We start from the raw sequence: 16538 nt of genomic DNA on the forward strand, positions 1-16538 counted from the left end.
CGCGGGATTACTGGCTGGCGAGCCAGGCTTTTTGCTCTTTACTCAGATAGCTGGCCCAGTCCTGCACCATATCTTTGGTGTCGTTTTCACCCAGTAACGTCTCCTGGCTGCTCTCTTTCACGATCACCGAATTGAAGTAGCCCCAGCCTTTAAGATGGGTCGGCATAGTGAGTGGCACATAATTTGGATCGTTCAGCTCCTTAAACCAGCCGGCAAACTGCGGCGTCTGATAGAACGGGTCCTGTTCCGCACCTTTATAGATGGGCAGCGTGCCGACAAATTTCGCCCAGGCCAGGTTGTTGGTTTTATTACTGAGGAAGGTAATCAGCGGCCAGGCGACATCGTTTTGTTTACCCTGTTTGAACATCGCCCAGCCGGTATAGCCGATGGTCGGGAAGGCTTTACCGGATGGTCCGACCGGCATGGGTGCCACGGCAAAATCCTCAGCCGCCATGCTATTTTTAATCGCGATCAGCGCGTCCGGATCCTGATCGAGCATGGCGCATTTGCCGGAATAGAAGCCCGAGACAATCTCGTTAAAGCCCCAGTTCACGCTGTCTTTAGGCGCGCCGCCTTGCTGATACAAATCGACCAGCAGTTGTGCTCCCTTTATCGCCCCCGGCTGGGTTAAAGTACTGTTGCCGTCTTTATCAAAGAAGGCAGGCGAACCGTTCATCGCCGCCATAAACATCATCCACGCATTGGTTCCCCCGACACCGCCACGCATGCAGTAGCCGCTGATACCGTTACCTGACTGACTAATACGCTTCGCGTCGCTGGCAAACTCTTCCATTGTTTTTGGCGGTTCACTCAGTCCTGCCTGCTTAAACAGCTTCTTATTCCAGAACAGCGCCCGCAGGTAAAAACCGTACGGCACCATGGTGGCTTTACCGTTTGCGGCCCGCGCCATTGCCAGCGTTTTGGCCGTCAGCTGGGCGCTTTCAGGCCAGCTTTTCAGGCGGGGTTCAAGATCCTCCAGCATATTGTTGCTGGCGTATAAGCCTTGCCAGGTATCGGGCATCTCCACCACATCCGGTACCTGTCCGCTCTGTAACATGGTGCCCAGTTTTTCAAATGCCTGACCCCATGGCAGCGATATCAGCTCAATCTCGGTACCAGGATGCTGCGTCTTGTATTCGTCGAGCATTTTTTGCAGAAGCGCGGTACGTGGCGGGCTGGTGATGACTTCCACCACGGTGAGTTTGGCGGCGAGGCTGCAAAAGGCGTTGCCTAAACCCACGGCGAGTATCAGGGCTTTCAGGGCGAAACGTGTTGTCATGGCTGGTTCTCCGGAGCGTGATTAACGGTGAGTGGCGGCAGCAAGTGCCTGAGTCAGATCGGTCCAAAGATCGTCGGTCTCTTCGAGGCCAACAGAGATACGGATCAGGCGCGGCGAGACACCAAAATCCTGGGCTGAATTAAATTCACTGGCCTGATTAATGACCGAAATCGCCGGCATCACCAGGCTCTCGAAACCTCCCCAGCTGACGCCCATGTGGAACAGTTGCAGGGCGTTGCAGAATTGCGGTATGTCGACCTGTTCGGTCACGGTAAAGGAAAACAGCCCGCTGTAACCGCGCAGCGTGGACCATGCAGGGGGATTGAGCCCGGGGTGGCAAACCGCGCTGACCTGCGGATGATCACACAGCTTTTCCGCCAGCTGCAGGGCGCTGTGCTGATGCTGCTTCATACGCAGCGGCAGCGTACGCAGGCCACGGATCAGCAAAGAGGCTTCGTTCGCAGAGAGTTTGCCGCCAAGGAACGGACTAATGTGACGGGCAATGTTGTTGATGTGCTGGTGGCTGGCAATCACCAGGCCGGCCACCACATCGCTGTGGCCGCTGATGTACTTCGAGGCGGAGTGCACCACGATGTCGATACCATACAGCAGCGGCTGCTGGAAAATGGGCGAAGCCCAGCTGTTATCAATCAACGTGACGACGCCCGCATCGCGCGCCAGCGTGGCCAGCTGCCGCAGGTTCTGTTCACTCATCACCCAGCTGGAGGGACTTTCCAGATAGAGCAGGCTGGCGCCGGGCAGCGCGGCGGCTATCGCCGCTTCATCGTCGCCATCAACAAACTGCGTCGTGATACCGAAACGCTGACAAAAGCCGCGCAAAAAGCGGTAAGTATCGGGATAGACATGATTAACGCAGACCACTTTCGCGCCTGGCTGAACCACACTCAGAATCGCGTTGCTGATGGCGGCCATGCCGCTGGCAAAGGCGAGGCAGGCATCACCGCCTTCCAGCGCGGCAACTTTATCCTGTAGCGCTTTAACCGTCGGATTATCAACGCGGGAATAGAGCGGCTGGTCGCTCTCACCGCGAAAGCGGGCGATCATGCTGTCGTAATCGCTGAAGGTAAACAGCGAAGACTGATAAATCGGTGGCGTTACGGCGCCCTGTTCGTGGCGCTGGTCGTGGGTCAGCAGTGTTTGTTGCGCAATAGGTTTAGCGTTTGGCATGGATCACGTCCTTCATGTCGCGTTCGGTGATATCAAGAATCTGGTGGCAAAGGGCGCGCGCGGCCTGGCTGTCGCGGGCGCGGATGGCGTTAAACAGTTCACGGTGCAGGGGAAACGAGTCTGAAAACAGCGCCTGCTCCGGCGGGGACTCGAAAAAGGCGTGCAGCGTGTCGTAGACGCCGTTAAGCATCTGCAACAGCAGCGGATTACCGGCGGCGCGGTAAATGCTGGTGTGGAAAGCCCAATCCTCCGGCCCGGCGGAACCGATAGCCAGGTGCACACGCTCCATCTCTTCCAGCCGCCGTTCGATTTCCAGCAGGTCGTCGGCGCTGGCGCGCTGCGCGGCCAGCACGCAGGATTCGGACTCAATGATGCGGCGCACTTCCAGCGCATGAAGCATGTTGGCGGAGTCGTTTTTAAAGCGCAGAGAGAGAAAGCTGTCATGCAGACCGACTTCCGCCTGCAGAAAGGTGCCGCTGCCTTTTTTGCGCACAATGATGCCGAGAGCTTCCCAGCGCTTGAGCGCCTCGCGCACCGTATTACGGCTGACGCCCAGTTTCTCCGCCAGCTCGCGCTCCGGCGGCAGGCGACTGCCCGGCTGCGCGCCGGCATGCGCCATGTAGCGCGTGAGCGCATCAAGAATCAGCGTATCGCTGCGCGTGGGAATGATGGGATGGAGTTCAGCCGGGTCATGCATCGCTATGCCTTAATTGGTCCAACATCTCTACCAAAGGCTTAGCAACCCGCATGCCAGAATCATTAAGCTTTGATTCAGCAGGAGATTTGATGCCGTAATAAGTGCAGATTATGAGATCTGCTGGTGCAAAAACCGCCAGGGTGCACCGTGGTGTGGCGGTGCGGTGGTCGTTTTTTGATTAACCGGGGTGTGAATTCAGCAGATGCAGTGGCACAGCGGCAACGCTCAGCCAGCAAAACCGTTAGCGATGACGTTAAGGTAAAAGAAGAGCATTGTGACCGGTTAAATGGGCAGCAGTCATTGCATGCCCATCTCTTAAAACCGCGATCAGCGGCTAAACGGCATCGATCAGGCCGCCGTCGACGCGGATCACGCTGCCGGTAATGTAGCTGGCAGGGTCACTGGCGAGAAAAGCGGCGGTGGCGCCATATTCATGTGGCGCGCCGTAGCGGCCCATCGGTATGCTGCGCCGGCTTTGGGCTGCGACGGCAGCCGCGGTACTGTTTTCGCGCTGCGCCTTCAGCGCATCAAGCTGACTGACGCGCTCAGTATCAATGCGTCCCGGCACCAGGACGTTAACCGTTACGCCATCCGCGGCTACCTCGCTTGCCAGCGTTTTCGACCAGCCCAGCAGGCTCATGCGCAGCGCATTGGACAGCGCCAGATTGGGGATAGGCGTGACCACGCCCGACGAGGTGGACGTGATAATGCGTCCCCAGCCGCGCTGGCGCATGGCCGGCAGCACCTTGTCGCTCAGTTGAATCAGCGCGTCCACCATCACCGCAAACTGCTGTCGCCAGAGTTCACTGCCGGTACCCGCGGCTTTCGCGGGTGGCGGCCCACCTGAATTATTCACCAGAATATCCACCGCGCCCCAGCGCTGGCGAATCGCCTCCAGCACGCTGTCAAAGGTGTCGGGTGCCGCCAGATCCAGCTGGAACGCCTGCGCCTCACCGCCGTCAGCGGTAATGCGCTCCACTGTTGCCTGCAACTTACTGCTGTTGCGCCCGGTCACCGCCACGCGCACGCCCTCCTGCGCCAGCGCCAGCGCTATCGCCTGACCCAGACCGCTGCCTGCACCACATACCAGCGCCACGCGCCCTTGTATTTGCAAATCCATCACTGCCTCCTGATTGTATTTTCAGGATCGTAATGTGCAAAAACAGTGCCGGTTATGCGCCTGGTTTACGCATCTGTACCTGATCGAAGGCGAATTGCAGATGCGTTTTCATCAGTTCGGCTGCCTGTTGCGGCCGGTTTTCACGCAGCGCGTCGATAATGGCCACGTGCTCTTCGCACCACTCTTTCACCCGCCGTTTGTTTTGGTAGCTGCCAAATTCCAGCAGGCGGCGCAGGCGGTTTTGCTGTTGAATCGCCTGCAGCACAAACAGATTGCCGCTGGCTTCGGCCAGCGATTCATGAAAAGCGGCATCCGTCTCAAAAATTTCGCGCGCCGGTACTTGCGTGAGGTCCGGATGGGTAATCAATCGCAGATGCTGTGCCCGCAGGCGCTTCAGCATGGCACGGTCCGCGCGTAATTGCGGGCTGAGCAGGGCGGCTGGCTCGATCATCAGACGAAATCCATAACTGTTGCGCAGCGCGACTTCCGAGTTAAGCGTTTGCTGAAAACGCCAGCCGTGTCCCGCATTGCGCGCGATTAACCCGTCCTCCGACAGCTTGACCAGCGTGCGTGTCAGAATGCCGCGATCAACGTCATAGCGCTGGCTGATTTCCGTCTGGGTGAACGATTCGGGCAGGGCACCGGCAATACGATCGCGTACCAGTAACTCGTACAACGTCTGGTCGCTGCTCTGCGGGGGTTCAATGTCCAGCTGCTGTAACTCATCTGCCCCTTTTAGCAGAAAAAATCCCTGATTGGGCCGCGCTTCCACCGCGCCCAGTCGGGTCAGTTCTTTAAGTCCTGCCCGCACCGGCGTGCGGGAAACGCCCAGCGCGTCTGCCAGAGGTTGTTCACGTAAGTGCTGACCTGGATCGAATCTTGCTTCATAGATCAGGTCAAGTAGCTGGCGTGCAATACGACGGCTGCTGGCGGAGGAGTCAGGCTGCATAGAACGGGATTTCCTGAAATGTATTATTGTCAACTAAAGGTACAATAACATGTTGAGGTAAATGCTGCGATATAAAGCAATACATGCACGATAAGCGTGCAGAGTGCACCAGGAGAAGACGTTTTTTTATCACCATGATTGTATTTTATGAATCATAAAAACCAATTTAAACGTTTACCAGGAGACACAGATGATCAGCAATTCATTTCGCTCTACCGGTCGGTTGCTGGCGCTTGCCACGCTGGCCCTGATGCCCATCATCAGCCAGGCGGCAAGCGACCGCGTTGCCCCAGGCAAACTGACCTACGGCACCGCAGCCACCTTTATGCCGTTCGAGTTTGTGAAAGACGGCAAGCTCACCGGTTTTGATATCGAGCTGATAACCGCGCTGAGTAAGACGCTCAATCTGCAACCCGCAGCCATGCCGATGGAGTTTAAAGGGCTGATCCCGGCACTGCAGGGCAAACGTCTCGACATCATTAACTCAGCGATGTACGTCAACCCGGCGCGTGCGGCGCAGGTGGATTTTGTTCCTTACCTCAAAATCGGCAGTCGCGTCGTGGTGCGTAAAGGCAATCCGGCCGGCATCACCGGGCGCGATCTGTCTTTGTGCGGCAAAAACGTGGCGGTCACGCTTGGCGGGATCGAAGAGAGCCAGGCGCGCGTGGATAACCAGAACTGCCTCGCCGCCAAAAAAGCCGCGATCAACGTTATGACGTTCCCGGCGGCAACGGACTCGGCAGTGGCTGTTGCGCAGGGGCGCGCCGATGCGGAATTTCTTTCTACGTCCGGTACCGTTGCGTTGTTTAGCGAGAAGCCCGGCGTGTTTGAAGCGGCAGGCGCTGAGTTTGAAGCCGATACCCACATCGCTTTTGCGGTCCGTAAAGGCGACAGCGCCACCAAAGCGCAACTGGAACAGGGACTGCAAAACCTGGTGAAAGACGGCACTTACAAGCAACTGATTGAGAAATGGAACTTCCCGGACTCCGTTGCCATTTTTTAATCCGCTGACCGGAGAAAGCTATGTCGATCGATTTAATGTGGCAGTACTTCCTCTCCCGCGAATTTCTGCAGGGCGCGTGGATGACGCTGCTGATTACTCTGTGCTCGCTGTTGTGCGGCGTAGTGCTGGGACTGGTGCTGGCGCTGCTACAGGAAGCGCCATTTCGTGCCGCGAAAGGGCTGGCGTTTTTTTATCTCTGGCTGTTTCGCGGTACGCCGGTGCTGTTCCAGATCATCTTTGTCTACAACGTGTTGCCTGGTTTCGGTCTGCGCTTCTCCGCGTTTACCTGTGCCGTGCTGGCGCTGTCGCTGAATGAGGGCGCCTACATGGCGGAGATATTACGTTCCGGCTTACAGGCGGTAAAAAGCGGCCAGCGCACCGCCGGTATGGCGCTGGGAATGACCCACGCCCAGATCATGCGCAAGATTGTCTTGCCGCAGGCCGCGCGCATCGTGCTGCCACCGATGGGTAATCAGATGATCAGCATGCTGAAGTCCAGCGCACTGGTCTCCGTGATTGCGGTGCAGGAGTTGTTGCTGGTGGCGAACCAGACCGCCAGCGCCAGCTTCCGCTATTTCGAGGCGCTTTGCGCGGCGGGGCTCTATTACCTGCTGCTGACCTCGCTGTTCATGCTGTTTCAGTCGTGGCTGGAGCGCACGCTCGACCCGAAACTGCGGCGTGGAAAATGGCAAAAGGCCCGGGCGCGCCACCGTCGGTTAACCAAAGCGGCGGATACCGCAGGAGATCTGTCATGAACGAGACAAAACCACCGCTGCTGGAGTTGATTGGCATCGACAAGAGCTTTGGCCGTCAGCCGGTATTGAAGAACTGTTCGCTTAGCGTTCAGCGTGGGGAAACGGTGGTGCTGATTGGGCCTTCCGGTTCCGGCAAATCTACGCTGCTGCGCTGCGTCAATCTGTTGTCACCTGCCGATAGCGGTGATGTGTTCTTCACCCGCCAGAATATCAGCCGGGGAGAAGTGCCGCCGCACCAGTTGCGCCAGCGTATTGGCATGGTGTTTCAGAACTACGAGCTGTTTTCCCATCTGACGGCGGCGGAAAACATCATGCTGGCACCGATGACGGTACTCGGCGTCAACCGCATCACGGCACGCAAACAGGCAGAAGCGCTGCTGGCGAAGGTGCGTATTCACGACCGGGCCGATCATTTCCCCGACGAATTATCTGGCGGTCAGCAGCAGCGCGTGGCCATTGCCCGGGCGCTGGCGATGAAGCCGGAACTGATGCTGTACGACGAACCCACATCAGCGCTCGATCCGGAGATGATCCGCGAAGTGCTTGATGTGATGGCGGAACTGAGCGCCGAAGGCATGACCAGCATGGTCGTCACCCATGAAATGGGATTCGCGCGCCGTGCCGCCAGTCAGATTCTGTTCATGGAAGAAGGCGAAATTCTGGAGCGCGCCAGCGCCAGCGACTTCTTCAACCGCCAGGTTAGCGAACGTGCCCAGCGTTTTCTCGATCAAATCCTACATTAACAGCGGAGCCATAATGACTATTCACCCGGTCGACAGCGTGCGCATGAAGCGCGACCTCGCCACGCTGGTTGCCATCAATACAGAAAATCCTCCCGGTCAGGAGCGCGAAGCGGCAGAGTGCGTGGCAGGCTGGCTGCGCGAGGCCGGTTTTGACCTGTCGTTCAGTGAATATGCGGCAGGGCGCACCAACGTCATCGCGGTTCTGCACAACGGTGCCGGACCCTGCTTCGCCTTCAATACCCATCTGGACACAGTGCCTGCCGGCAGCGGCTGGCGTAGCGATCCCTTTACCCTTACCGAGCGCGAGGGACGCCTGTACGGTCGTGGTGCCTGCGATGCCAAAGGACCGCTAGTGGCGATGGTTGAAGCGCTGCGCCTGCTGGCCGCCAGTCGCCACCGCTGGTCCGGTACGCTGATGGGGGTATTCACTGCCGATGAGGAGGTCGCCAGTGAAGGCGCGAAGTTTTATGTCCGGCAGGCACCGCCGGCCATCGATTTTGCGGTGATTGGCGAACCCACCGGCAACGCCACGTTTTCTGCCCATAAAGGCAGCCTGCGACCGCGCGTCAGGGTGAAGGGCGTAACGGCGCACTCGGGCACGCCTGAGCTGGGGATAAACGCCATCTATCAGTCCGCCAGGTTACTGGGCCTGATTGAGCAGTCGCATCAGCAGCAGGTGCGCTGTCGCTGCCACGCGCTGGTGGGCAATGCCAGCCTGACGGTGACGCGCATCCACGGGGGGCACGCTGATAACGTGGTGCCGGACAGCTGCGAGCTGCTCCTCGACCGCCGCATGGTGCCCGGTGAGGACGAGCAGGCGGTGAAGGCCGAACTGCAGCAGCTGCTTGACCACGCGAAAGCCACTGCTGGCGTGGAGGCGGACATCATCGCCTGGCAGGCCACCACGGGCGGGGCCACCGAGACCGACAGTAACGAAGCGATTGTGCAGCACAGCCTCGCCGCCTGTCGTCGTCACGGGCAGGCGGAACCGGGCCCGTTTGGTTTTCAGGGGGGATGCGATTTAGTGCATTTTCGCTCACTCGGGGCGAAAGGCGTGGTGATCGGACCCGGCAGCCTGGCGGTGGCTCACAAGCCAGATGAATTCGTGCCTGTCGAAGAATTTATTGCTGCCGCAGCCATCTACCTCGACGTGGCACTGGCGATGCTGCCGCAGGAGTCCGCAACGTGAAAGCAACGCTTTGGCGCGGTCAGCTGCGCTATGACGCAGTCACGCTGCACACCGCGTCCTCGGGCGCAATCAGCGCGCTGGATACGCTGTGGCTGCGGCTGGACGATGGCACGCGCTGCGGCACTGGCGAGGTGCGGCTCAACATTCAGTATCTGCACGGCTATAGCGCCGATCGGGTGCTGGAAAACATCACCCGCGCCCTGGCGGGCTGGAACTGGGCACTGGCGCCGCAGGCGATGCTGGAGCGTGTGCATGCGGATGGGGCGGGACTGCTGGCGCCGGCGCGCATGCTGTTCGACATGGCGCTGCATGATTTACTGGCGCAGCAGACCGGCGTGAGCCTTGCGCACTGGCTCGGTGCCGCTGCGGCCAGCCCCGGCTACCCCACCAACCAGACGCTGTTCTGGGGCAGTGAAGCGCAAATGCTGACGCAGGCTGAACAGTACGTTGCACGTGGCTTTACCCAGCTCAAACTGCGTACCGGCGTGGCGGATGTGGCGACCGATCTGGCGCGGTTGCACGCCCTGCGCGCCCGCTTTGGTGAGGCCATCACGCTGGCGATTGATGTCAACGGTCAGTGGTCACTGGCGCAGGCGCACGCCGCTTTTCCGGCGCTGCAGGCGCTGAATCTCAGCTATGTCGAACAGCCGCTGGCACCGGCTAACGATGCCGCACTGGCGCAACTGAGCGGTTATGGCGTGCCGATCATGCTGGACGAGAGCCTCAATAGCCCGGCAGCCATCGATCAACTGATGGCGGCGAACGGCGCGCTGTGGGGCCATCTCAAGCTGGTGAAGCTGGGCGGCATTGCGCCGACGCTCGCGGCGGCACGGCGCCTTCAGGCGGCCAGCATCCCTTTCATGATAGGTCAGATGAACGAAGGCCATGCGGCAACAGCGGCGGCGCTGCAGGTGTGTCGCGCCGTGCAACCGCGTTTCGCAGAACTGTACGGTGCCGATGGCCTGATAAACGATGCGGTGAGCGGCCTGCATTATCAGCAGGGCACTGTCGTCATCAATGATTTACCCGGCCTGGGCGTGCATTTTGATGCCGCGCGCGCCACTTTTCTCCAGGAGTCTGGTTATGCAACAGCTGAATAATGTTATCCAGGGCAGTGAATCCGCCTTTAGCGCACAGGAGTACGCACAACGCATCCAGCGCACCCGCGAACGTCTCAATGCGGCCGGCGTTGATGTGATGATTGTGACCGGACCAGAAAATATCTTCTGGTTAACCGGTCAGCAAACACCGGGCTATTACACCTTTCAGGCGCTGGTGCTGCCAACAGAAGGGGATCCGGTGTTTGTTATCCGCCAGCTCGAATACTTTAACTTTATCGCCAACACCTTTATCTCAGATGCCGCCATCTATCAGGATGGCGATAACCCGGTTGATTTTCTCGTTGCCCTGCTGCAGCAGCGCGGCTGGCTTAGTAAGCGTGTCGGGCTGGACAAACGCGGCTGGTTTTTGCCGGTAGCCGTGTATGAGGCGTTACAAAGTCGCATCGGCAGCCTCGCCGATACCGCCGGGGTGATTGAGCCGCTGCGCGCAGTGAAGTCAACGGCGGAAGTGGAAAAGATCGCCCAGGCGGCGCGCTATGTTGACGCCGGCATGCAGGCCGGTATGGCCGCAGTGCGTGCCGGGGCGGATGAAAATGCGCTGGTCGCGGCCATGATGGGAGCCGCCATTGCGGCCGGATCCGAATATGTCGGGATGGAGCCGCTGGTTTCCAGTGGCCCACGCAGCGGTGTGCCTCACGGAACCTGGCGTCGTCGCGTGTTGCAGGATAATGAGCCGGTCTTTCTGGAGATGGCCGCCGCGCACGATCGCTATCATGCCGCGCTGATGCGCTCGGCATGGCTGGGGCGGCCCCCTGCTATTGCTATGGAAATGGAGAAAGTGTGTCAGGAGGCGCTCCAGGCGGCACTGGATGCCATTCGGCCGGGCGCAACCTGTGCCGCACCGCACATAGCCTGCCAGCAGGTGATCGACCGCGCGGGCTTCACCGACAACTTTAAAAAACGCACCGGCTACTCCATCGGTGTCTCGTTCGCGCCGGACTGGGGCGAGGGCGGCATTCTCAGCCTGTACAGTGGCGTCAACACCGAACTGCAGCCAGGCATGACCTTCCATATCCCCCCGGCGCTGCGCATTTACGGCGAGTTTACGGTTGGCGTTAGCGAAACCGTGGTGGTAACGGAAACCGGCTATCGCCAGCTCGGTTCGCTGGCTCGCCCATTAACCTGCTTATAAGGAAACCCAATGAAAGACATCAGCGAATGCCGTGAACGCCTGCGCGGTATCTTTAACATTACCGTGACGCCTTTCAGCGCCAGCGGCGACATTGACTTCGGCGCCCTGCGCGAAAATATCGAACGCGTCATCGGTCTTGGCTACGACGGCCTGTTAATTGGCGGCACTTATGGCGAGTTTCCGGTGATGTCAGTGCCAGAACGCCGTGCGCTGTTTCACGCCGTGATGGACTGCGTGCAGGATCGCGTGGCGGTGATGCTGTGCAGCGCCAGCGCAGACCCGCGTGATGCCCGCGAGCTGACGCAGCTGGCTGGGGATCTGGGCGGTTTGCCGATGGTCACCGCGCCTTTTGTCAGCGAAATTACCGATGCGCAAATTCTTGCCTATTTTGCTGAGATGGCACCGCTGTCGAAAACCGGCATTCTGGTTTACAACGCGCCGGGCATTGGTATCACCCTGTCACCGGCACTACTGGAGCAACTGGCGGCGATACCGGGCGTGGTGGGCATCAAACAGGGCGATCTGAATCCAACCGCCATCGATCAGATTGCCAACCGGCTGCGCGGCAAACTACGTCTATTTTGTGCCTCCGATCTGGCCTTTGCCGGCCCGATGATGGCCGGATTCGATGGCATCAGTACCACCAACAGCGGCGCGCTGCCGGAGCTCATCCTTGCCTGCTATCGTGCGCTGGAACAGGGCGATGCCGCCACCGCGCGCGATCTGCATCAGCTGTGGTTTGACTATCGTACGCTGGCACGCCAGCACGGCCAGCCGCAGTTGGTGAAAGCGGCAATGGCGCTGCGCGGTTTCAATGGCGGCACGGTGCGCGCACCGCTGCAGCCGATCTCGCCAGACGCGCTGGTTGCGCTGACCAGCGTGATGCAACGGCTGGCCAGCGACGGACGCAGCGGGGTTACGCTGGCGTCACCAGCGCCTGCAGAAAGGCCGTAAACAGCGGGTGCGGTGCATCCGGGCGCGACTGTAGCTCCGGATGTCCCTGTACCCCCTGCCAGAAACGGTGATCGGCCAGCGCAATGCCTTCGATGATGTCACCAGTCTGGGCGGTGACCTGCACGCCGCTTGCCAGCAGCGGCGGCAGCAGTTGCGGATTAAAGCGATAGCGATGGTTGTAATGCATCAGGTTAAACGGCTCTGCGGCCGGGTATGGCAGCAGGCCACAGCGATGGCGACCATCGGCAAAAGCAATAAAGCTGTGCACCGCGGCCTGCGGTGCCACTTCTGCCAGCATGGCCTGACTGAGCTCTGGGTGACGTTGTAACGCAGCCGTGCACATGCTCTGCATGCCGAGGCACAGGCCCAGTGTGGGAATGTTGCGCTGCCGGCTGGCGTGCGCCACGGCGATTTGACCGCGCACCGCTGCCATCGAGGCACCTCCCGGTAGCAGAATGCCATGCACGTCGTCGAGTTCGGACACCTCGTTTGTCAGTGCGGCGGGAGCGAAAAAGTGAATTTCCACATCGAGCGCCAGCGCCCGGGCTGCGGCATAAAGCGCATCGAGAGTGGCCGGATAGCTGTCACGCTGATCGTGCTCGCGCGCTATCAGGGCAATACGCAGCGCGTGGCGGCCGGGGGGCGGTGAAGTCAGGGTATGTTGCAGCAGGGTGTCGCTGCCATCCTGCAGCCGCATAGTCCTCTCACAGGAAAGCGCCTTGAGGCGCTGGCCTGGCAAATGCGCAATGCGCGCTACATCCGCCTGCGCCACGACGATTACGGCTTCGTTCGCAGGCAGCAGGGCGACATCGCTGACTTCGTGCTGCAGTGTATCGCTCCGATACAGTCCGCTGGTGACGCAGTAACCTGCCGCCGCGACATGCTGATGGCTATCGGGGAAATCGCCGGTGAAATCCGGGCGCAGGCTCCATAACGGTAACGCCAGCTGATTAGCATACAGGCTGGCAAGCAGCCCAAAGCGCGCCGGAACGCGGGCATCATCAACAATGAAAATAGGTAACACGGCACTCTTCCTGCTGGGATGGGGTGATTAATTGTATTAGTTGATTCAGGATATACAAAAGAGGATTTATGAATAGTCAGCTACTGGCCCGTCGCATGCAGCGCGTCCGTCCATCTCCTACCGCCGCGATTTCCGATCGGGTGCGTGCGCTGGAAGCCGCCGGCAAGGCGATAATCAACCTCGGCGAGGGAGAACTCGATTTTGCCACGCCGGACAGCATCAGCTATGCCGGTATTGCCGCCATTGTGCAGCAGCAAACCAAATACACCGCCGTCTCCGGTACGCGCGAACTCAAAACAGCGATTGCCGCCAAGTTTGCCCGTGATAACCAACTGCATTTTACCGCTGAGCAGATCATTGCCGGCAGCGGCGCCAAGCAGCTGATTTTCAACGCACTGCTGGCTACGCTGGATGCTGGCCAGCAGGTGATCATTCCTGCCCCTTATTGGGTTTCCTATCCGGATATGGTGACGCTGGCGGAAGGCGAACCGGTGATCGTGGCCTGTCACGAACAGCACGACTGGAAGCTGCAGCCGCAACAACTGGCTGCCGCGCTGACGCCGGCAACGCGTTGGGTGATTCTGAACTCACCGGGTAACCCGACCGGTGCGGTTTACAGTACGCAGGAGTTACAGGCGCTGGCTGAGGTGCTGACTGATCACCCCCAGGTGTTAATCATGGCGGATGATATTTACGAGCCGTTACGCTACGACGCCACGCCATTCAGCACTTTTGCCGCGGCGGCCCCGCAGCTGGCTGACCGCACGCTGACAGTCAACGGTGTCTCAAAAAGCCATGCCATGACCGGCTGGCGGCTCGGCTATGCTGCCGGTCCGGCATGGTTGATTAACGCGATGCAGATTCTGCAGTCGCAGAGTACCTCTAATCCCAGCAGCATCTCGCAGGCAGCAGCGGTTGTCGCGTTGCAGCAACCGGCCGAATTTCTGGCAGGCTGGCTCGCTACGCTTGATCGGCGACGTCAGCAGGTGCTGACAATGATCGCCACCAGCAACGGCCTCAGCGCCCGGGCGCCGCAGGGAGCATTCTATATTTTTGCCAACTGCCAAAAGTTACTGGGATGCGTGACGCCACAGGGAGAACGACTGGAGGACGATAGCGCGCTAGCCAGCTGGCTGTTGCAGGACGCACAGGTTGCGGTGTTGCATGGATCGGCGTTTGGCATGCCGGGTTATTTACGCATTGCCTACGCGGTGGACGATGCATTGCTGGAACAGGCCTGCGCACGGCTGAAATCTTCGGTGGCAAAACTGCGCTGATGTCCGCCATGAGAGATTGATACGCGAGTGGATGCGGGCATGCATCCTCCCGATCGCCAGCAATGGCGATCGGGTGAGCCAGGTGCGTGGTTTCAGCAACAGTAAAAGTCCGCATGGCGCAACACTGCGGCGTCAGCGCAGATTGCCGTGGCGCTTATCAATATGGCACCGTTTCCTTACCGGGCAGGCCTCATCTCATTCAGCCCGCTTAATCTGGCGTCATGCCGCCATCGCGCGATATTAATGATTTAATGGCCGTTGCTGATTTTTCTGTTGCTTATTTGCGTTAGGTAAAGTTGTTTTTATCACTTAATTAAAACTGCGTCATGTTTATTGTTTTTTCTTATTAAGCGGAACTGTCTGATTGTTTAGGTGATATTCTGCGCACAGAAGCTTACAAAACCTTTACAATTAATTTTACTTAAGTCTTTGATGATGGCAAAAATAAGGATATTGCTGGCGCTGTCTATTATTATAGCGTCAGGCCAGATTATCGCTGCCCCTTTGACACCCGGCGACCGCGATTATCTGCAAAACCAACAACAGCAGCGACTGGAGCAGGATCAGCAGCAGCGCGATGCACTGTGGCATGCTGTGGCACCGCTGAATGCGCCGGACGCCTCCCCGGCGGGCCCCGGCCCCTGTTTTCCGATCCAGCATATCCGTCTGCAGCACGTCACGCTGATATCCGATCGTCAGCAACAGGCGCTGACGGCACCTTATATCAATCGCTGTCTGAATTTGAGTGAAATTAATGCGCTGGTACATGCGGTCTCTGACTGGTATATGCAACGTGGTTACATTACCAGCCGGGCGTTTTTAGCCGAACAGGATCTGTCGCATGGGCAGTTAATTATTCCGGTGCTGGAAGGAAAACTATTCGCTATTCGCCTCGACGGGGCGCAGCCGGCGATGTTAAAGATGGTTTTTCCTCATATTGAAGGAAAAATACTTAACCTGCGCGATATTGAGCAGGGTATGGAGCAAATTAATCGCCTGCGCCGCACCCCGGTACAGATTGAAATTCAGCCTGCGCCGCAGCCCGGTTATTCAGTGGTGAACCTGACGACAGCGGCAGAATTTCCGCTCAGCGCCGCGCTGGGATTTGATAATAGCGGACAAAAAAACACCGGTGTCGGTCAGTTAACCGCATCGCTGACCGGCAACAACCTGTTAGGGCTGGCGGATCGCTGGTTTATCAGCGGCGGTCGCAGCAGCGCATTCAGCGAGTGGCGTGACGCGCAGAATGTGCAGGCGGGTGTCAGCGTGCCGTATGGCTACGGCCTGCTCGACTACAGCTATAGCTGGAGCAGTTATCACAGTCACTTTGATAACAATGGTTTCACCTGGCTGAGTAACGGCGACAATATTGCGCATCGCCTGAATGGTTCATGGGTGCTGTTTCGCAACGGTGAAATCAAAACCAGTTTGCAGCTCGGCCTGAATCACTACACCAGTCACAACTATCTCAACAATACCCTGTTGCAGAGTAGCAGTCGCAAAATCACCAGTACCCAGATCGGATTCAACCATACGCAAAAGGTGTTCGGTGGCGTGGCAACGCTCAACCCAACCTTTAGCCGCGGTATGCCGTGGTTTGATGCGGAAAGTGATGCCGACAAAAGCGGGGACTTACCGCGGGCGCAGTTTCGCAAGTGGAGCCTGAGCGGCAGCTTTCAGCGACCGGTTTCGGACAAGTTATGGTGGCTCAGCAGCGTATATGGCCAGTGGTCACCGGATCGGTTATACGGCAGCGAACGCCTGACGCTCGGCGGCGAAAGCTCAGTCAGGGGTTTCAAAGAACAATACCTGTCAGGCGACGCGGGTGGCTATTTGCGTAATGAACTGGATTACACCCTGTTCACCTTGCCGTTGGTCGGTGACGTCAGTGCCCTGGCGGCGGTGGACGGCGGCTGGCTGAAGAGCGATGCGCAGAACCGCGAGTCTGTGGGCACGATATGGGGCAGCGCCGTGGGGATCAGCACCCGCAGCCGTTTCTTTTATACCCAATACACGGTCGGTTTTCCGCTCAGTTATCCCGGCTATCTGCAACCGGATCACGTTAGCATTTATGCCCGGGTCGGGCTGGTTTTTTAAGAGGCAATGA

General features: G+C 58.7%; 15 protein-coding genes. 9 read left to right on the forward strand and 6 right to left on the reverse strand.

The window, feature by feature from the left end; translation table 11 throughout:
* Positions 1-7 precede the first annotated feature (7 nt).
* The 5 genes from C1N84_RS22015 to C1N84_RS22035 all read right to left on the reverse strand — a co-directional run bounded on the left by C1N84_RS22015 (position 8) and on the right by C1N84_RS22035 (position 5233).
* Complete coding sequence (locus tag C1N84_RS22015; protein ID WP_394541880.1) at positions 8-1279, reverse strand: ABC transporter substrate-binding protein; 1272 nt, start codon at positions 1277-1279, stop codon at positions 8-10.
* 21 nt (positions 1280-1300) lie between these two features.
* Positions 1301-2467 carry a PLP-dependent transferase gene (locus tag C1N84_RS22020; protein WP_394541881.1) on the reverse strand — a complete coding sequence of 389 codons (1167 nt, stop codon included), beginning with the start codon at positions 2465-2467 and terminating at the stop codon, positions 1301-1303.
* Positions 2454-3164 carry a FadR/GntR family transcriptional regulator gene (locus tag C1N84_RS22025; protein WP_021509083.1) on the reverse strand — a complete coding sequence of 237 codons (711 nt, stop codon included), beginning with the start codon at positions 3162-3164 and terminating at the stop codon, positions 2454-2456. The genes C1N84_RS22020 and C1N84_RS22025 overlap by 14 nt, the downstream gene beginning before the upstream one ends.
* A 334-nt stretch (positions 3165-3498) precedes the next feature.
* Positions 3499-4284 (reverse strand): SDR family oxidoreductase, encoded by a 786-nt coding sequence (locus C1N84_RS22030; RefSeq protein WP_264443934.1) that lies wholly within the window; start codon positions 4282-4284, stop codon positions 3499-3501.
* A 52-nt stretch (positions 4285-4336) separates the two neighbouring features.
* Complete coding sequence (locus tag C1N84_RS22035) at positions 4337-5233, reverse strand: GntR family transcriptional regulator (RefSeq protein ID WP_264443931.1); 897 nt, start codon at positions 5231-5233, stop codon at positions 4337-4339.
* Positions 5234-5483: 250 nt separating this feature from the next.
* On the opposite strand from C1N84_RS22035, the gene C1N84_RS22040 reads away from it, so the two are divergent.
* Genes C1N84_RS22040 through C1N84_RS22070 form a run of 7 tightly spaced genes read left to right on the forward strand, consistent with a single transcriptional unit; the run spans position 5484 to position 12130 of the window.
* Positions 5484-6236, forward strand: coding sequence for an ABC transporter substrate-binding protein (locus C1N84_RS22040; RefSeq protein WP_394541914.1), 753 nt, complete (start codon positions 5484-5486; stop codon positions 6234-6236).
* A gap of 20 nt (positions 6237-6256) precedes the next feature.
* Positions 6257-6991, forward strand: coding sequence for an amino acid ABC transporter permease (locus C1N84_RS22045; protein WP_058775911.1), 735 nt, complete (start codon positions 6257-6259; stop codon positions 6989-6991).
* Entirely contained in the window at positions 6988-7734 is a 747-nt protein-coding gene (locus C1N84_RS22050; RefSeq protein WP_058775910.1) for an amino acid ABC transporter ATP-binding protein, read from the forward strand. The genes C1N84_RS22045 and C1N84_RS22050 overlap by 4 nt, the downstream gene beginning before the upstream one ends.
* Positions 7735-7747: 13 nt before the next feature.
* A complete protein-coding gene (locus C1N84_RS22055; RefSeq protein WP_264443925.1) occupies positions 7748-8923 on the forward strand; it encodes a M20 family metallopeptidase in 1176 nt (391 codons plus the stop codon).
* Positions 8920-10023: a mandelate racemase/muconate lactonizing enzyme family protein gene (locus tag C1N84_RS22060; RefSeq protein ID WP_264443923.1), complete on the forward strand. Its 1104-nt coding sequence runs from the start codon at positions 8920-8922 to the stop codon at positions 10021-10023. Before C1N84_RS22055 ends, C1N84_RS22060 begins: the two co-directional genes overlap by 4 nt.
* Entirely contained in the window at positions 10007-11176 is a 1170-nt protein-coding gene (locus C1N84_RS22065) for a M24 family metallopeptidase (protein ID WP_264443921.1), read from the forward strand. The genes C1N84_RS22060 and C1N84_RS22065 overlap by 17 nt, the downstream gene beginning before the upstream one ends.
* Positions 11177-11185: 9 nt before the next feature.
* A complete protein-coding gene (locus C1N84_RS22070) occupies positions 11186-12130 on the forward strand; it encodes a dihydrodipicolinate synthase family protein (protein ID WP_104093320.1) in 945 nt (314 codons plus the stop codon).
* On the opposite strand, the gene C1N84_RS22075 is transcribed toward C1N84_RS22070, so the two are convergent.
* Positions 12093-13154, reverse strand: coding sequence for a glutamine amidotransferase-related protein (locus C1N84_RS22075; protein WP_211724630.1), 1062 nt, complete (start codon positions 13152-13154; stop codon positions 12093-12095). The two genes, C1N84_RS22070 and C1N84_RS22075, sit on opposite strands and share 38 nt — an antisense overlap.
* A gap of 68 nt (positions 13155-13222) precedes the next feature.
* On the opposite strand from C1N84_RS22075, the gene C1N84_RS22080 reads away from it, so the two are divergent.
* Together C1N84_RS22080 and C1N84_RS22085 are read left to right on the forward strand one after the other, a co-directional pair.
* On the forward strand, positions 13223-14431 hold the full coding sequence (locus C1N84_RS22080; RefSeq protein WP_264443916.1) for a pyridoxal phosphate-dependent aminotransferase: 1209 nt from the start codon (positions 13223-13225) through the stop codon (positions 14429-14431).
* 432 nt (positions 14432-14863) lie between these two features.
* Complete coding sequence (locus C1N84_RS22085) at positions 14864-16528, forward strand: ShlB/FhaC/HecB family hemolysin secretion/activation protein (RefSeq protein ID WP_264251774.1); 1665 nt, start codon at positions 14864-14866, stop codon at positions 16526-16528.
* Positions 16529-16538 lie beyond the last annotated feature (10 nt).

The sequence above is a fragment of the Pantoea sp. SGAir0418 genome, assembly GCF_043529865.1.